Here is a 15,743-nt window from a genome sequence, read left to right as displayed (position 1 = left end):
CGATGCTGCGCTTCGCCCTGCGCCGCGTGCTCGTGGCGCTCAGCGTCGCCGTCACCGTCTCGGTGGCGAGCTTCCTGCTGCTGCACCTCTCCGGCGACCTCGCCACGGCGATCGCCGGGCCCGATGCGACGGGCGCGCAGATCGAGGCGATCCGGACCCAGTACGGGCTCGACCGGCCCCTCCTCGCCCAGTTCGCCGCCTGGGCCTGGAAGGCGCTCCACCTCGATTTCGGCCAGTCCTTCTACTTCCGCGAGCAGGTCACCGACCTGATCGCCGCCCGCCTGCCGGTGACGCTCATTCTCGGCGTCGTGGCGCTCGCCGTCGCCCTGTTCGTGGCGATCCCGCTCGGGGTGCTGGCGGCGGTGCGCCGCGACACCTGGATCGACCGCGCGGCCCTGTTCGTCTCGGTGCTGGGGCAGGCGATGCCGACCTTCTGGTTCGGCCTCGCCCTGATCATCGTGTTCTCGGTCAACCTGCGCTGGCTGCCGGTCTCGGGCAACGCCACCTGGAAGCATTTCGTGCTGCCCGCGGTGGCGCTCGGCTACTACGCCATGCCGGCGGTGATGCGGCTCACCCGCAACGGCATGCTGGAGGTGCTCTCCTCCGACTTCGTCCGCACCGCCCGGGCCAAGGGCCTGCCGCCGCGCAAGATCCTGGTCCGCCACGCCCTGCGCAACGCGGTGATCCCGGTGATCGCGCTCGCCGCGGTGCAGTTCGGCTTCATGCTCGGCGGATCGATCGTCGTCGAGGCGGTGTTCTCGCTCCAGGGGCTCGGCCAGCTCGCCTGGGAGTCGATCGCCCGCAACGACTTCCCGGTGGTGCAGGCGATCGTGCTGGTTCTGGCGATGATCTACATCGCGCTCACCCTGGCCGCCGACCTCCTCAACGCCCTCCTCGATCCGCGACTGCGCCAATGATCGCCCCGAGCTCCCCGCCGGCCGAGCCCGGCCTCGTCCCCCCGGCCGCCGAGGCGCCGCTGCCGGTGCGCTCGCCGACCGCTATCGTGCTGCGCCGCGGCCTGTCGCACGCCGGCTTCCTGATCGGGGCCGGGCTCCTCGGGCTCGTCCTGCTCACGGCGCTCGCCGCGCCGCTGCTCGCCCCGCACGACCCCTACGCGCAGGACGTCTCGCGGCGCCTGATCCCGCCCATCTGGCAGGCCAAGGGCTCCTGGGAGCACCTGCTCGGCACCGACAAGCTCGGGCGGGACTATCTCAGCCGCCTGATCTACGGCAGCCAGATCTCGCTGCTGATCGGGTTCTCGGCGGCGCTGATCTCCGGGCTGATCGGCACGACGCTCGGCCTGCTGGCCGGCTATTTCGGCGGCCGGATCGACGCCCTGGTGAGCTACGTCGTCACCACGCGCCTCGCGCTGCCGGTCGTGCTGGTGGCGCTCGCCATGGCGGCGCTGGTCGGCGGCTCGCTCAAGGTCGTGGTGCTGGTCCTCGGCCTGCTGCTCTGGGACCGCTTCGCGGTGGTGACGCGGGCGGCGACCCGGCAGGTGCGGGCCCAGGATTTCGTCGCCGCCGCCGAGGCGCAGGGCTTCTCGACCGCCCGGATCCTCCTGCAGGAGATCCTGCCCAACATCCTCAACGCGCTCATCGTGGTGGCGACGCTGGAGATGGCGCACGCCATCCTGCTCGAGGCCGCCCTGTCCTTCCTCGGCCTCGGCGTGCAGCCGCCGCTGCCCTCCTGGGGCCTGATGATCGCCGAGGGCAAGCCGTACATGCTGTTCCAGCCCTGGGTGATCACCATCCCGGGCGTGGCCCTGCTGGTCCTGGTGCTCGCCGTCAACCTGCTCGGGGATGGCCTGCGCGACATTACCGCCCCCGAGCGGCGTTCCTGACCGCGCGAACCTCCGTTCGAGGTCCGCCAAGAGTCTGATAGGTCTGCGATGTCCCGACACGACGCCCTGGCGCGCGCGGCGCGCCACTTCGACGACGGCGGCTTCCTTGCCACGCTGCGGGAGGCGGTGGCGCGGCCCACCGAGAGCCAGGCGCCCGGCCAGATCCCGGCGCTCGCCGCCTACCTGACCGAATTCCTGGTCCCGGCGACCGCGCGGCTCGGCTTCCGCCACCGCCTCCTCGACAATCCCGACGGCGTGCACGGGCCCTTCCTGATCGCCGAGCGCCACGAGGACGACGCCCTGCCGACCGTGCTGATCTACGGCCATGGCGACACGGTGCGGGGCTATCCCGAGCAGTGGCGCGCGGGCCTCGACCCGTGGCGGATCGTCGTCGAGGGCGGGCGCTGGTACGGGCGCGGCACGGCCGACAACAAGGGCCAGCACCTCGTCAACCTCGCGGCCCTGGCGGCCGTGGCGGAGGCCCGCGGCGGACGGCTCGGCTTCAACGCGAAGCTCCTGATCGAGACGGGCGAGGAGACCGGCTCGCCGGGCCTGCGCGAGGTCTGCCGGCGGGAGCGCGAGGCGCTGCGGGCCGACCTCCTCCTCGCCTCGGACGGGCCGCGGGTGAGCGCCGAGCGCCCGACCCTCTTCCTCGGATCGCGCGGCGCCTTCAACTTCGAGCTCACCGTCGACCTGCGCGAGGGCGGCCACCATTCGGGCAATTGGGGCGGGCTGCTGCGCAATCCCGGCACCGTGCTGGCGAACGCCATCGCGAGCCTGGTCGATTCCCGCGGGGCGATCCGCGTCGCGCGCCTGCGCCCGCCGCCGATCCCGCCCGGCGTGCGGGAGGCGCTCGCCGACATCACGGTGGGCGGCGACCCGGACGGTCCGGCGATCGACGCGGAGTGGGGCGAGCCCGGCCTCAGCCCGGCCGAGCGCGTCTACGGCTGGAACGCGCTCGAAGTCCTCGCCTTCAAGACCGGCGACCCGGACGGTCCGCTCAACGCGGTGCCGCCCTCCGCCAAGGCGACCCTGCAGCTGCGCTTCGTGGTCGGCACCGACTGGGAGAATCTGATCCCGGCGCTCCGCGCGCATCTCGACGCGCACGGCTTCCCGATGGTGGCGGTGCGGCCGGCCCGCACCGAGGTGTTCCGGGCGACCCGCCTGCCGGTCGAGGACCCCTGGGTCGCCTGGGCGCTCGCCTCGATCGCCGAGAGCACGGGCAAGCGGCCGGCCCTGCTGCCCAATCTCGGCGGCTCGCTGCCGAACGACGCCTTCTCGGAGATCCTCGGGCTGCCGACGCTCTGGGTGCCGCATTCCTACCCAGCCTGCTCGCAGCACGCCCCGGACGAGCACCTGCTCGCCCCGCTCACCCGCGAGGCCCTCGTCCTGATGGCCGGCCTCTACTGGGATCTCGGCGAGACCGGCCCTGCGGTGCTGGCGCGGCGCGCGAGCGGCCGCGGCGTCCGGGGGGGAGCGCCGTGACCGAGCCCGTCCTGCGCATCCGCAACCTCAGCCTCGCCCTGCCGCGGGGCGCCGACCGCGCGCACGCGGTCGAGGACCTCTCCCTCGACCTGATGCCGGGGCGCATCCTCTGCGTCGTCGGCGAGTCGGGCTCGGGCAAGTCGATGAGCGCCTACGCGCTCACCGGGCTGCTGCCCGGGGGCGTGCGGCCGACCGGCGGGCGCATCGAGTTCGAGGGGCGCGACCTGCTCGGCCTCGACGAGCGCGACTGGCGCGACCTGCGCGGGCGGCGCATCGCCATGATCTTCCAGGAGCCGATGACGGCCCTGAACCCGGTGATGCGCATCGGCGACCAGATCGCCGAGATGTTCGAGGCGCACGGGCTGCTCGACCGCGCGCAGCGCCGCGCCCGCGTCCTGGTGCTCGCCGCCGAGGTCGGCCTGCCGGATCCCGAGACCATCGTGCGCGCCTACCCGCACCAGCTCTCGGGCGGGCAGCGCCAGCGGGCCATGATCGCCATGGCACTCGCCCTCGAACCCTCGATCCTGGTGGCGGACGAGCCGACGACGGCGCTCGACGTCACCACCCAGGCCCAGATCCTGCGGCTGATCCGCGACCTGCAGCAGCGCCGCGGCATGAGCGTCCTGTTCATCACCCACGATTTCGGGGTCGTGGCCGACATCGCCGACCACGTGGCGGTGCTCCAGCGCGGCCGCCTCGTCGAGTCCGGCAGCGCCCGCGAGGTGCTGGAGACGCCGCGCCACCCCTACACGCGGGCGCTGCTGGCCGCGGTCCCGCGCCTCGCCCCGCCGCCGCGCCCGCCCCGGGACCGGGAGCCGGTGGTGCTGGCGGCGGCCGGGATCAGCAAGACCTACACCTCCCGCACCGGCCTGTTCGGCCGCAAGCGGGTCGTCGCGGCGGTGCGGGAGGTCGCCTTCGACCTGCGGCGCGGCGAGACGTTGGGCCTCGTCGGCGAGTCGGGTTCGGGCAAGTCGACCACGGCCCGGCTCGCGATCCGGCTGATCGAGCCCGATCGCGGCAGCGTGCATCTGGGATCGCTCGACTACACGGCCCTGGGGCCCCCGGCGCTGCGGCGCGAGCGGCGGCGGATCCAGATGATCTTCCAGGATCCCTTCGCCTCCCTGAACCCGCGCCGCACCGTGGAGCAGATCATCACGGCGGGGCCGATCGCCCACGGCGTCCCGGCCCGGGAGGCGCGGGCGCGGGCGCGCGACCTGCTCGGGCTCGTCGGCCTGCCGCCCGCCGCGGCCGAGCGCTACCCGAACGCCTTCTCGGGCGGCCAGCGCCAGCGCATCGGCATCGCCCGGGCCCTCGCCATGGAGCCCGACGTGCTGGTCGCCGACGAGGCGGTCTCGGCCCTCGACGTGTCGGTCCAGGCCCAGGTGCTCGCCCTGCTGGAGGAGCTCAAGGGCCGGCTCGGCATCGCCATGCTGTTCATCACCCACGACCTGCGCGTCGCCGCCACGATCTGCGACCGGATCGCCGTGATGCAGCGCGGCGAGATCGTCGAGGAGCGGCCGGCCGCGGAGCTGTTCCGCGCCCCGAGCCATCCCTACACGCGCGCGCTGCTTGCGGCGGTGCCGGGCCTAGCGCGGGAGATGCAGTCGGCCTGACGGCGCGCCGTCAGGAGGCCCGCGGCCAGCGCCGTGACCAGCGTCCCGCCCCGCCTCCGCCCGGCCGGACTGACCGGGCGCGGCAATTGCAACCGGCGGTGTCATACGGGATCCGCTTGATCAAAGCGGATCCCGGATCACAAGCCCGCGCGGCGCCTGAGCGAAGCCGGCATCCGCATGGCGACGCAATCCGTCGGATTTCGTATGCCTCCCCACTTCGGGCGCCACCTGGGCTACAGGTTCGGTCCACGCCGATCCGGGGAGACGCACACGATGGTCGAGACATCCTGCCGGACCATCCTGCGTCGGGTGCTGCCGCCCTCGCTGATCGTCACCCCGCCGCCGCCCTACCTCCCCGTCCGCGACGAGGTCCAGGAGGCGCTGCACCGCTTCGCGGGCCTGAGCGAGTGCGCGCGGGAGAGGGGCGAGCCCGAACTGGCGTCCCTGCTCGATCAGGTCGGCCTGCGCGCCGCGGCGCGGCACCTGCGGATGGGGATCCCGCGCCCCTGAGGCCGGCCGCGAGCGGCGCGCGGCGGGATGTCCGGGGCGGCGGGATGTCCGGGGCGGCGGAATTTCCAGGGCGGCGGAATTTCCAGGGCGGCTTGGGCCGGGGATCGGCCGGGCGCGCAACCCCTCATTGCCGCCATGCGCCGGACCCGTCTTGGCACGCGCCGCGCCGCGCCCATCTCCCAAGGGGAGCGAGTTTGGCACGGCCCGTGCCGGGAGATCCCCGGCCGGCCCTGCCGGCCGGCACCAACCGGAAGGTGGCCTCCCATGAAGACCGCGCTCGTCCTCGCCCTGTCGCTGATCCAGCCGGCCCATTCGTGGTACCCCTACGAGTGCTGCTCCGATCAGGATTGCGAGCCGATCAGCGACGCGGTCGAGGTGCCGGGCGGCTATCGCACCCACGGCATCTTCATCCCCATGGCCAAGGTCCGCCCGAGCAAGGACGGCAATTTCCACTGGTGCCACCGGGGCGACTACGTGTTCTGCTTCTTCGCGCCGCTCGCGGGCTGAGCCGGGCGTCAGCCGGCCTCGCCCTCGGCGTGCCGGCGCCGGATGCGCCGGACCGTCCAGGCGACCGCGAGCACGATCGCCGGCACCGCGGCCGCGGTCCCGATCGTGGCGTCGACGGGGAGCCCCGCCGCGTGCGCGCCCTCCAGCACGTGATGGACGAGGCTCGCCACGTAGTAGCTGATCGCCGCGACCGAGAGGCCCTCGACGGTCTGCTGCAGCCGGATCTGCAGCCTCACCCGGTCGTTCATCGCCTGGAGCTGGGCGTGGTTCTGCTTCTCCAGTTCGACGTCGACCCGGGTGCGCAGCATCTGGGCGGCGCGCGAGAGCTTCTCGGAGAGCGTGTCCTGCCGCTCGCCCGTGGCCATGCAGGTGCGGATCGCCGGGTTGAAGCGCCGGGCGAGGAAGACCGACCAGCTCGTCTGGCCGGGGATCGGCTGCTCGCGGATGGCGTCGAGGCGCAGGCGGATCAGCTCGTCGTAGGCCCGGGTGGCACCGAAGCGGAAGAGCGAGCGGGCCGCCCCGGCCTCGAGCTCGGCCGAGAGCGCGATCAGCCGGTCGAGGAGCTGGTGGTTGGCCTCGAACCCCTCGCTCGCCCGCATCTCCTCCATCAGCACCGGCAGGGCGGTCTCGATCCGGCGGATCGCCGGGCCGAGCGCCTGCGCCTCGGGCAGGCCGAGCAGGGCCAGGGTGCGGTAGGTCTCGATCTCCAGGACGCGCTGCACCAGGGCGCCGGCCGCCACCCGGGTCATGCCGCGATCCGCCACGACGACGCGCACGAAGCCGTGCGGGTCGGCCTGGAAGTCGGTGGCGATGACGGCCGCGCCGCCCTCCGCCTGGGCGACCGCCAGGGAGGAGGGCGAGAAGGTCGCGGTGATCTCCGGCGGCACGTCGCCCTCGCCGGCCGCGAGCAGGTGGAGGTCGACGGCGACGAGCAGGTCGCCCGGCTGCGGCAGGCCCTCCATCGGCCCGGCGAGCGCGTCGGGCTGCGGCTGGAAGGCGAGACCCTGCTGGTCCGCGTATTCCCAGGTGTAGGTGGTGAACTCGCTGTGGCTCTCCCAGCGCAGGATCGCCCCCGAGAAGACCACCCGGTGCTGCTTGGCCGCCGCCGGGGGCCCCGGCAGGCCGAGGCCGGCGCAATAGGCGTCGAGCGCGGCCCGGTCCGCCGCCGCCGCCTCGCCATCCGTCAGGAAGGCGTAGTGCAGGAAGCGCCGCGGGGTCTTCACCGGCATGAAGGGCCGGGCATGCACCTCCGCCAGCACCCGCGCCCGCAGGGCATGTTCGTTCAGCCGCATCAGCGTCCCGTGGCGCCGCCGTCGCGCGGTCCCGGCAACGCTTGGCGCAAGCCGGGGCGGGCGTCAACGCGATTCTCCCCGCGGGATCCGGAGCTTGGCGCGGCGCCCGGTCCGCCCCGGACTCGCGCGACCGCGGCGGCTCCGCTCCGTCGGCGAATCCGATCCATGCCGTTGGGTCAGTCGGTAACGATTCGGCGCTGAACTGGTGCGGAGGCGGAGCGGCCCGGCCGGCGGGATCCGGCCCGCGAGGGCACCGCGGCGACGATGCGCGACGGGTGCCGAGCTGTGCGTGACTGAGCCATGGCCCTCGATTCCACCACGCTGCTGTTCGCGAGCATCAGCGCCCGCCTTGCCTACATCGTGGTCATGGGAATCTGGTGGCGGCGGCAGCGGTCCGAGCCCTTCCTGCTGCACTGGTGCCTGAGCATCGGGATATCGTCGGCGGGGCTCGTCTACCATGCCGGCACGGGCGGCGGAGCGACGTCCCAGCCGGACCTGGCCGCCTATCTCCTGTTCGGAGCCAGCAACGCCCTGTGCTGGAGCGGCCTTCGGCTGTTCAACGAACGGCCCCTCGACCGGCGCCGGCTCGTCGGTCTCGCGCTGCTGCCGGCTCTCGCCTACGGGGCGGCCCTGGGCCTCGGCCAGAGGGCCGCGATGGTCGCCGCCTTCGCGGCCCTCGCGGTCCAGATCGCCGTCACCCTGGCCGAATTGCTGCGCGACGGCGCGATCGCCCGCCTGTGGTCCTCCGCCGTCGTGGCGGCCGGCTTCGGGACCTATCTGGTGATCTTCCTCGCCTCGATGGCGCTGCTCGCCGTCGAGCCGGCGGCCATGGCCGCGAATCGCGGCGCCGACCTCTCGCTGGTGATCGATCAATCCTGCAGCGCGCTGGTCTATCTCGGCTTCCTGGCGATGGCGGGCGAGCGGGCGAGCCTGCGCCTCGCCCATCTCGCCGGCACCGACCCGCTGACCGGCCTCGCCAACCGCCGCGGCCTGTCGCAGCTCGCCCACGGCCGGGCCCGACCGGCCGCCATCCTCCTCGCCGACATCGACCACTTCAAGGCCATCAACGACGGGCATGGCCACGAGGGCGGCGACGCCGTGCTGGTGGAATTCGCCCGGCGCCTGCGCGGCAGCCTGCGCGCGCGGGACATCGCCGCCCGGTGGGGCGGGGAGGAGTTCCTGGTCGTGCTGCACGGTGCGGATCCCGCCATGGCCGAGGCTCTCGCCGAGCGGGTCAGGGCCGCCACCGAGGCCCACCCCTTCCGGGTCGGCCAGGACCCGATCCGGGTCACGGTCAGCATCGGGGTCGCGATCCTGCGCGAGGACGAGCACGGGATCGAACCCGCGCTCCAGCGGGCGGACGCGGCCCTCTACGCGGCGAAGAGCGACGGCCGCAACCGCGTCCGCGCGGCGTCGCCCGCCGCCCCCGCGGTCAGTGCCGGAAGTGGCGGGTTCCCGTGAAGACCATGGCGAGACCGGCCTCGTCGGCGGCGCGGATCACCTCGTCGTCGCGCATCGAGCCGCCCGGCTGGATCACCGCCGTGGCCCCGGCCTCGGCGGCGGCGAGCAGCCCGTCCGCGAAGGGGAAGAACGCGTCCGAGGCGACCACGGCGCCGCGCGCGAGGCCCTCCGGCGCCCCGGCGGCCTTGGCAGCCTCGGCCGCCTTCCAGGCGGCGATGCGGGAGGAATCGACCCGCGACATCTGCCCGGCGCCGATGCCGACCGTGGCCCCGTCGCGGGCGTAGACGATCGCGTTCGACTTCACGTGCTTGGCGACCCGGAAGGCGAAGCGCAGGTCGGCGCGCTCGCGCTCGCTCGGCGCCCGCTTGGTCACCACGCGCAGGTCCATGTCGTCGACGACGGCCGCGTCGCGGTCCTGGACCAGGATGCCGCCCGCCACGCTGCGCCAGACCTGGCCCGGCTGGCGCGGATCGCCGACGCCCCCGGTGACGAGGAGGCGCAGGTTCTTCTTGGCGGCGACGATCCGCACCGCCTCGCCCGTCGCGTCCGGGGCGATGATCACCTCGGTGAAGATCTCGACGATGCGCCGCGCGGCCTCGGCGTCGAGCGTGCGGTTGAGCGCGACGATGCCCCCGAAGGCCGAGACCGGGTCGCAGGCGAGCGCCCGCTCGTAGGCCGCGAGCAATGTGCCGCCCTCCGCGACGCCGCAGGGATTGGCGTGCTTGACGATGACCACCGCGGCCGTGCGGGCGGGGTCGAACTCGCTGACGCACTCGAAGGCGGCGTCCGTGTCGTTGAGGTTGTTGTAGGAGAGTTCCTTGCCCTGGAGCTGGCGGGCCGTCGCCACGCCCGGGCGCGCGGCGCCGGCCGTGCGGTAGAACGCGGCCTTCTGGTGCGGGTTCTCGCCGTAGCGCAGGCCCTGCGCGAGGGTGCCGCCGAGGGCCCGGAAGGCCGGCGCCCCGGGCAGATCGGCGGCGTACTCGCCCTCGAGCCAGGTCGCGATGGCGGCGTCGTAGGAGGCGGTGCGGGCGAAGGCCTTCTGGGCGAGGCGGCGGCGGGTCGCCCGTGTGACCGAGCCCGCATGCGCGTCGAGATCCGCCAGGATCGCCGCGTAATCGGCGACGTCGACCACCACCGCGACGTCGTCGTGGTTCTTGGCCGCCGCCCGGATCATCGCCGGGCCGCCGATGTCGATGTTCTCGATGCACTCGGCCGGGGGGCGCCCGGCCGCGAGCGTCGCCTCGAACGGGTAGAGGTTGACGACCAGGAGGTCGATCGCCGGGATGCCGTGGGCCAGCATGGCGGCCTGGTGCTCGGGATTGTCGCGCACGGCCAGCAGCCCGCCGTGCACGCCCGGATGCAGGGTCTTGACCCGCCCGTCCATCATCTCGGGGTAGCCGGTGAGGTCGGACACCTCGGTGACGGCGAGCCCCGCCTCGGTGAGCGTCCGGTGCGTGCCCCCGGTCGAGACGAGGGCGACTCCCCGGGCGGCGAGGGCGCGCGCGAAGTCCACGAGCCCGCTCTTGTCGGAGACCGAGAGCAGCGCGCGGGTGACGGGGGTGAGGTCGCTCGCCATGGGTCGACGTCCGGATAACGGGGCGGCGCACCGGCGCGGGCGCCTGCCTTCGGCTGCAAAGTCCGGGCGCGGTAGCAGAAACGGCCCCGGGAGACCAGACGAGGCGGCGCTGGGCCCCCATGCGCCGCGGGATCCGCGGCCCCGCGGCGCAACCGGTGCCGGGTGGGCGGACCCCGCGGGTCAGAGTGTCATACGACATCCGACGGATTGCGTCGCCATCTCCCATTTCGGCCATGCGGATGTCGGCGTCGCTCAGGCGCCGCGCGGGCCCGTGATCCGCTGTCCGGACGTGATCGTCCGGACAGCGGATCACGCGCGCCGGAAGCGCCACGCCAGCCGGGTGCCGTCCGCGACCTTGAGGTGCAGCACGATCTGCTCGGTCCGCCGGGCGCCGTTCGAGGCCGCGAAGAAGACGCTCTCCTCGATCACCGGATCGGTCGCCTCGGTCTCGAACAGCCACGCCTCGCCGCCCGCGCCCTGCAGGCGCACCGCCCGGCCCTCCCGGCTCACCCGCAGGGAGGGATGCAGGTGGAAGCGGATCGCCGCCTCGACCGGGCGGCCGGCGCCGCGGGCGCGCCCCTCCCGCTCCGGCCGCCGGAAGGCGTCCTCGCCCTCCAGGAGGTCGCCCGCCGGCGCGAGGCGCCAGCGCCGCTCATGGATCAGCCCGAATCCCGCGAGGTAGCCGTCGTGGCTCGCCGCGAGCACCGCCGTGCCGTCCGGCGCGCTGCCGCGCTCGACCGGGACCCGGAGCGGCCCGCGCAGGATCACCGGCCCGATCCGGTGGCGCAGCCAGGCGGCGATCGGGTGCGCGAAGCCGGGCCCGGGCGGGTTGAGGAAGCGGCAGGACGAGGCGGTTCCGAGCACCGCGGTCGAGTGCGCCGCCGTGGTGCGGGCGAGCTGGCGCATCTCGTCGCCGCTCGCCGGCATGCCGCAATTGACCACGAGGCGCTGGGCGCCGCTCGACAGTTCGAAGGACAGGCAGCCCGCCCCGGCCACGGTCGAGTAGACCAGCGGCGGCGCGGGGCCGATATCCGCGACGAGGAGCGTGCGGCCCGCCTCCAGCCGCGCGTAGCCGGTGTGGGGCGCGTGCATCAGCGGGCGGGCCAGCGCCCCGTCGTAGATCAGCAGGGTCGCGAGCTGGTCGGCCTCCGTCGCCCCCATGCCGTTGTGGTGGCCGAGGGAGGCGTCCCCGTGGCGCAGCAGCCGCAGGAAGGGCAGCATCCGGTCGATCGCGACGAGCAGCGGATCGGGCGGGGCGATGTCGCGGCTGAGGAAGCTCTGGCGCAGGGGCAGCAGGTCGAGCAGGAGTTCCTGCACGGCCGCCGGGTCGCGGCTGCGATGGCCGCCATCCGCCAGGATCTGCCGGGTGAGCTCCCGGGAGAGGAGGCGCACGCCCCGGCGCAGCACCGGCTCGAACCCGTCGCAGCACAGGCCCGCATAGGTCAGCGCGACCGCGGCGGCGAGGCGCTGGCGCGGCGGGATGCCGTGCCTCAGGGCCGTGTCGAGGCGGCGCACGCAGCGCCCGATCCCCTTCAGGAAGGCTTGGTAGAAGGCGTGGTCCGCCCCTTCGAGGACGAGGGGCGACTGGCTGAGCAGCGAGATCAGCCGGCGGGCCGCGACGGCGGGCCGGTCCGCGATGTCGCGGTCGCCGCGCCCGGCGAGGTAGTCCTGCACGAAGGCGCGGGCGTTGGAGCGGGCGAGCGCGCTGTCGGCGGCGCTCAGGTGCCGCAGCCAGCCGAACCCGTAGAGCGCCTCCCCCCATTCGGGCGAGGGCGGGGTGAAGTCGAAGGGCGAGCGCCCGCCCGTGGCGAGGGCCCGGCCGGCGAACACGAACAGGCCCGCGTAGATGTCGCCCGCCAGGGTGGCGTCGCTGGTGCGCAGGTCCTGGGGCGCGATGACGAGGCCGGTCGGCCGCAGCCGCGCGAAGGCCGAGGGCGCCGAGGAGAGGTGGAGGATGGCGGAGCGGGCGGCGCGGCCGATCTCGCGCCCGACGAGCCGGTAGAAGCGCCAGCGGTCAGGCCCCCAGTGCACGCCACCCCCCGAGGTCCCCGCGCCCGCGGGGATGATGACAACCAATGGTGAAGGATGATCGCGGCGTCAAACGGCGCGGGCGCGCTTGTGAACAGGATCGCCCGCCTCAGGCCGCCTTGCCGAGGCGCACGGCGAAGAATCCGTCGAGCCCGCCCCGTCCGCCCTCGGCCGGCAACCAGGCGCAGGGGAGGGTGCGCAGGTCGCCCGCGGGGCCGAGGAGCGCCGCCTCGCCGCCGATCTCCGCCGGGTCGACCGGCCGCCGCGCGAAATCCGGGTGACGGGCGAGGAACGCCTCGGCCTGCCCCTCGCCCTCCTCGGGTTCGAGGGAGCAGGTGCAGTAGACGAGCCGCCCGCCCGGCCGCAGCAGCCGCGCCGCCTTGTCGAGGAGCCGCGCCTGCAGGGCGGTGAGCCGCCCGAGATCCGCCTCCCGCTTCGTCCAGGCGACGTCGGGGTGGCGCCGGATCGTGCCGGTGGCGCTGCAGGGCGCGTCGAGGAGGATGGCGTCGAAGCGCTCGTCCTCGGGCAGGGCGAGCGCGTCCGCGGCCCGCGCCTCGGCGGTGAGGCCGAGGCGGGCGAGGTTCTCGCGCAGGCGCCGCAGCCGCGCCTCCGAGCGGTCGACCGCCAGGACGCTCGCCCCCGCCGCGGCGAGCTGGGCGGTCTTGCCCCCCGGCGCGGCGCAGAGATCCGCGACCCGCTCGCCAGGCCGCACCGCGAGCAGGCGGGCCGGCAGGGCGGCGGCGGCGTCCTGGACCCACCATTCCCCCTCGGCGAAGCCCGGCAGGAGCGGCACGGGGGTGCGGGACTCGTCGAGGCGCAGGCTCCCGGTCGGGAGGAGGCGCGCGCCGAGGCGCTCCGCCCAGGGCGCCGGGTCGCCGCGCACCGAGAGGTCGAGCGGCGCCCCGCGCAGATGCGCCGCCGCGATGGAGCGCGCCGTCTCGGCGCCGTAGGCGGCGCTCCAGCGCCGGGCGAGCCAGCCGGGGGTCTCGATCCCGAGCGGGTCGGCCTCCCCCTCCCGGAGGATCGCCGCCTTCTCCCGGGAGATGCGCCGCAGCACCGCGTTCACCAGCCCGGACAGGTGGCGCAGCCCGGAATCGGCCTTGGCGAGCCGCACCGCGAGATCCACGGCCGCGTGGTCCTGCACGTTGAGGACGAGGATCTGCGCCGCGCCGGTCGCCAGCAGCGCCAGGAGCTTCGGCTGGCCCTCGGGCAGCCCCTCGGCGAGCCGGGCCGCGAGGGCGTGGCGGATCAGCCCGAGATGCCGGAAGGTCGCCGTGGCGATGGCGCGGGCCAGCGCGAGGTCCGGCCCCGGGAGGGCGGCGCGCGAAGCGGCCGGGTCGAGCACGTCGTCGAGCGCGGTGCCGGAGCGGGCTCCCAGGAGGTCCGCCACGCTCGCATAGGCGAGGCGCCGCGCGGCGAGCCCGGCCGTTCGTTCGTCCTGCCCGTCATCCATGCGCCCGTCGCCGCTCCGCCTTGACGGCGCGCCGGCTCCCCTCCACCTGCGGGGAAGGATCCGACGCGCGAGGCGCCGGGCGTGGCACCGCGCCGGCCCGGATGCAAGCGGGAGCACGATGATGGACGACGAGAGGCTGGCCGAGGCGCCGCGCAAGACCCTCAGCCCCGCGGCGCAGCGCGCCCTCGCGGAGGCGCAGGCCCGCCGCGCCGCCATCGACGCCCGCGCCGCCGAGATCCGCCGGGCGCGCGAGATCGACGGGCGCGGCGGCCTGGAGCCGGTGCGCTACGACGACTGGGAGGTGAAGGGCCTCGCCACGGATTTCTGAGGGAGATGCGCCATGGGCCTCCTCGACGGCCTGCTCGGTCACGGCAGCGACGCGGCGCCCGCGGACGTGGCGCGGGAACTCGACGGCATGCTCGTGCCGGGCGAGACGGTCGAGGTCGCCTTCCGGGTCCTGCGCGACCTGATAGTCTTCACCGACCGGCGCCTGATCCTCGTCGACCGGCAGGGCGTCACGGGCCGCAAGATCTCCTACCTGACCGTGCCCTACCGGGCGATCACCTCGTTCTCGGTCGAGAATGCCGGCAGCTTCGACCTCGATTCCGAGCTGAAGGTCTGGGTCTCGGGGCGCCCGGACCCGATCTCGCGCACGCTGCGGCGCGGCGCCGACATCCGCGGCATCCAGCGCGCCATCGCGGCCTCCCTGCGCTGAGGGAACGGGCGCCTCGCGCTTCCGTTGGGATCGGGAGAGCGAGGAGGCGCCGATGGCCGGCACGACGATCACGAAGATCTCGGGAGAGACCGCCCCGCGCGGGCCGCAGGGCGAGCGCGTCCTCGCCGCGGGCCAGCGCGTCGCGATGCGGCTCTGGGACAAGGAGCCGCCGACCGACAAGAAGCCCGTCGTGGCCCGGGACTACGAGACCGTGGGCTACGTCGTCGCGGGCCGCGCGGAGCTGGAGATATCCGGCCGGACCATCCGGCTGGAGCCGGGCGATTCCTGGCTCGTCCCCGCCGGGGCCGAGCACACCTACCGCGTCCTGGAGACCTTCACGGCGGTCGAGGCGACCGCGCCGCCCGCGCGAGGCGCCGGGCCGGACGCCTGATCCGGGATCCGCTTGATCAAAGCGGATCCCGGATCACACGCCCGCGCGGCGCTTGAGCGAAGCCCAAATCCGCCCTCCCGAAGGGATCAAGCGGATTTGGTATGACACCCGCGGCCATGTCTCGTGGCCGCCGGTTCGGTTCTCGAATTCGCGCCAAACCATTCTTCTCGCCAAGCCCTTGCTTGGTGTCGGAAATTCGAGACGGTCAACGGCCCGGTGCGTCCGCATCCTGGGCCGTTGCCGCGATAGCCTCGGCGGCCGGGGACGGATGGCTCGACCCGCTGGCCGGGACGCCGACGGGGGGCGCGGACGGAACGATCCTCACCCTCTCAGCGGGTCACGATGACCGGCGTGCCGACGGCGACGCGGCCGAACAGGTCCACGACGTCCTGATTGTACATCCGGATGCAGCCGTAGGACGCGAAGGTCCCGATCGAGCTCGGCCGGTTCGTGCCGTGGATCGCGTACTCGCCGCGGTCGAGGGTGAGCGCGGCCGCTCCCATCGGGTTGCGCGGGGAGCCGCCCGCGATCACGTTCGGCAGGCGGGGATTGTCGCGCTTGACCTCCCAGGGCGGCGACCAGGCCGGCTGCACGTACTTGCCCTCGACATGGGCGAGGCCGGTCCATTGCTTGCCGGACTTGCCGACCGCGATCGGGTAGCGGATCGCCGTGCCGTCGCCGTTGACGAAGTAGAGCCGGCGCTCGCTCGTCCGCACGACGATGCTGCCCGGCGACACGTCCGCCTCGAAGGCGACGATCTCGCGCGCCGTCGCCGGGCCGCACGCCACCGTGGCCGCCACCGCAATGGTAGCGGCCCATCCACTCTGCTTGATCATCCCTGTGGTCCTCGAGCGTGACCATTGAAGCGG

General features: G+C 74.2%; 15 protein-coding genes. 10 read left to right on the top strand and 5 right to left on the bottom strand.

Annotated features, from left to right (window positions below; genetic code table 11):
- Positions 1-2: 2 nt before the first annotated feature.
- The 6 genes from M446_RS14230 to M446_RS14205 all read left to right on the top strand — a co-directional run bounded on the left by M446_RS14230 (position 3) and on the right by M446_RS14205 (position 5,958).
- Entirely contained in the window at positions 3-917 is a 915-nt protein-coding gene (locus M446_RS14230) for an ABC transporter permease (RefSeq protein WP_012332785.1), read from the top strand.
- The gene (locus M446_RS14225; protein WP_012332784.1) at positions 914-1,843 is read left to right on the top strand and encodes an ABC transporter permease; all 930 of its coding nucleotides are present in this window, start codon (positions 914-916) and stop codon (positions 1,841-1,843) included. Before M446_RS14230 ends, M446_RS14225 begins: the two co-directional genes overlap by 4 nt.
- Positions 1,844-1,891: 48 nt before the next feature.
- Entirely contained in the window at positions 1,892-3,328 is a 1,437-nt protein-coding gene (locus tag M446_RS14220; protein ID WP_012332783.1) for a M20 family metallopeptidase, read from the top strand.
- On the top strand, positions 3,325-4,941 hold the full coding sequence (locus tag M446_RS14215) for an ABC transporter ATP-binding protein (RefSeq protein WP_012332782.1): 1,617 nt from the start codon (positions 3,325-3,327) through the stop codon (positions 4,939-4,941). The genes M446_RS14220 and M446_RS14215 overlap by 4 nt, the downstream gene beginning before the upstream one ends.
- Positions 4,942-5,214: 273 nt before the next feature.
- Positions 5,215-5,451: a hypothetical protein gene (locus M446_RS14210; protein WP_012332781.1), complete on the top strand. Its 237-nt coding sequence runs from the start codon at positions 5,215-5,217 to the stop codon at positions 5,449-5,451.
- Positions 5,452-5,715: 264 nt separating this feature from the next.
- Entirely contained in the window at positions 5,716-5,958 is a 243-nt protein-coding gene (locus tag M446_RS14205; RefSeq protein ID WP_012332780.1) for a hypothetical protein, read from the top strand.
- An 8-nt stretch (positions 5,959-5,966) separates the two neighbouring features.
- On the opposite strand, the gene M446_RS14200 is transcribed toward M446_RS14205, so the two are convergent.
- Positions 5,967-7,250, bottom strand: coding sequence for a DUF3422 family protein (locus M446_RS14200; protein WP_012332779.1), 1,284 nt, complete (start codon positions 7,248-7,250; stop codon positions 5,967-5,969).
- A gap of 300 nt (positions 7,251-7,550) precedes the next feature.
- Here M446_RS14200 and M446_RS14195 point away from each other — a divergent pair, with 300 nt between their 5' ends.
- Positions 7,551-8,711 carry a sensor domain-containing diguanylate cyclase gene (locus M446_RS14195; RefSeq protein ID WP_012332778.1) on the top strand — a complete coding sequence of 387 codons (1,161 nt, stop codon included), beginning with the start codon at positions 7,551-7,553 and terminating at the stop codon, positions 8,709-8,711.
- On the opposite strand, the gene purH is transcribed toward M446_RS14195, so the two are convergent.
- The 3 genes from purH to M446_RS14180 all read right to left on the bottom strand — a co-directional run bounded on the left by purH (position 8,683) and on the right by M446_RS14180 (position 13,768).
- Positions 8,683-10,287 (bottom strand): bifunctional phosphoribosylaminoimidazolecarboxamide formyltransferase/IMP cyclohydrolase, encoded by a 1,605-nt coding sequence (purH, locus tag M446_RS14190; RefSeq protein ID WP_012332777.1) that lies wholly within the window; start codon positions 10,285-10,287, stop codon positions 8,683-8,685. The two genes, M446_RS14195 and purH, sit on opposite strands and share 29 nt — an antisense overlap.
- Before the next feature lie 309 nt (positions 10,288-10,596).
- Positions 10,597-12,318, bottom strand: coding sequence for a heparinase II/III domain-containing protein (locus M446_RS14185; protein ID WP_012332776.1), 1,722 nt, complete (start codon positions 12,316-12,318; stop codon positions 10,597-10,599).
- A 106-nt stretch (positions 12,319-12,424) separates the two neighbouring features.
- Complete coding sequence (locus tag M446_RS14180; RefSeq protein WP_012332775.1) at positions 12,425-13,768, bottom strand: RsmB/NOP family class I SAM-dependent RNA methyltransferase; 1,344 nt, start codon at positions 13,766-13,768, stop codon at positions 12,425-12,427.
- 121 nt (positions 13,769-13,889) lie between these two features.
- On the opposite strand from M446_RS14180, the gene M446_RS14175 reads away from it, so the two are divergent.
- Genes M446_RS14175 through M446_RS14165 form a run of 3 tightly spaced genes read left to right on the top strand, consistent with a single transcriptional unit; the run spans position 13,890 to position 14,874 of the window.
- On the top strand, positions 13,890-14,096 hold the full coding sequence (locus M446_RS14175) for a DUF1674 domain-containing protein (RefSeq protein ID WP_012332774.1): 207 nt from the start codon (positions 13,890-13,892) through the stop codon (positions 14,094-14,096).
- A gap of 12 nt (positions 14,097-14,108) precedes the next feature.
- A complete protein-coding gene (locus M446_RS14170) occupies positions 14,109-14,483 on the top strand; it encodes a PH domain-containing protein (RefSeq protein WP_012332773.1) in 375 nt (124 codons plus the stop codon).
- A gap of 52 nt (positions 14,484-14,535) precedes the next feature.
- On the top strand, positions 14,536-14,874 hold the full coding sequence (locus tag M446_RS14165; protein WP_012332772.1) for a cupin domain-containing protein: 339 nt from the start codon (positions 14,536-14,538) through the stop codon (positions 14,872-14,874).
- Positions 14,875-15,203: 329 nt separating this feature from the next.
- On the opposite strand, the gene M446_RS14160 is transcribed toward M446_RS14165, so the two are convergent.
- On the bottom strand, positions 15,204-15,710 hold the full coding sequence (locus M446_RS14160; protein ID WP_012332771.1) for a L,D-transpeptidase: 507 nt from the start codon (positions 15,708-15,710) through the stop codon (positions 15,204-15,206).
- Between the last annotated feature and the right edge of the window lie 33 nt (positions 15,711-15,743).

Origin of the sequence: Methylobacterium sp. 4-46 (assembly GCF_000019365.1) — a bacterium.
Classification (GTDB): Bacteria; Pseudomonadota; Alphaproteobacteria; order Rhizobiales; family Beijerinckiaceae; genus Methylobacterium.
This window is presented reverse-complemented; position numbering and strand designations above follow the sequence as displayed.

Bases quoted from the DNA above. Each gene is read 5' to 3' on its own strand.
- M446_RS14175 (WP_012332774.1), top strand. From the start codon at position 13,890: ATGGACGACGAGAGGCTGGCCGAGGCGCCGCGCAAGACCCTCAGCCCC.
- M446_RS14205 (WP_012332780.1), top strand. From the start codon at position 5,716: ATGAAGACCGCGCTCGTCCTCGCCCTGTCGCTGATCCAGCCGGCCCAT.
- M446_RS14225 (WP_012332784.1), top strand. From the start codon at position 914: ATGATCGCCCCGAGCTCCCCGCCGGCCGAGCCCGGCCTCGTCCCCCCG.
- M446_RS14160 (WP_012332771.1), bottom strand. From the start codon at position 15,710: ATGATCAAGCAGAGTGGATGGGCCGCTACCATTGCGGTGGCGGCCACG.
- M446_RS14180 (WP_012332775.1), bottom strand. From the start codon at position 13,768: ATGGATGACGGGCAGGACGAACGAACGGCCGGGCTCGCCGCGCGGCGC.
- M446_RS14230 (WP_012332785.1), top strand. From the start codon at position 3: ATGCTGCGCTTCGCCCTGCGCCGCGTGCTCGTGGCGCTCAGCGTCGCC.
- M446_RS14220 (WP_012332783.1), top strand. From the start codon at position 1,892: ATGTCCCGACACGACGCCCTGGCGCGCGCGGCGCGCCACTTCGACGAC.
- M446_RS14170 (WP_012332773.1), top strand. From the start codon at position 14,109: ATGGGCCTCCTCGACGGCCTGCTCGGTCACGGCAGCGACGCGGCGCCC.
- M446_RS14195 (WP_012332778.1), top strand. From the start codon at position 7,551: ATGGCCCTCGATTCCACCACGCTGCTGTTCGCGAGCATCAGCGCCCGC.
- M446_RS14165 (WP_012332772.1), top strand. From the start codon at position 14,536: ATGGCCGGCACGACGATCACGAAGATCTCGGGAGAGACCGCCCCGCGC.
- M446_RS14210 (WP_012332781.1), top strand. From the start codon at position 5,215: ATGGTCGAGACATCCTGCCGGACCATCCTGCGTCGGGTGCTGCCGCCC.
- M446_RS14200 (WP_012332779.1), bottom strand. From the start codon at position 7,250: ATGCGGCTGAACGAACATGCCCTGCGGGCGCGGGTGCTGGCGGAGGTG.
- purH (WP_012332777.1), bottom strand. From the start codon at position 10,287: ATGGCGAGCGACCTCACCCCCGTCACCCGCGCGCTGCTCTCGGTCTCC.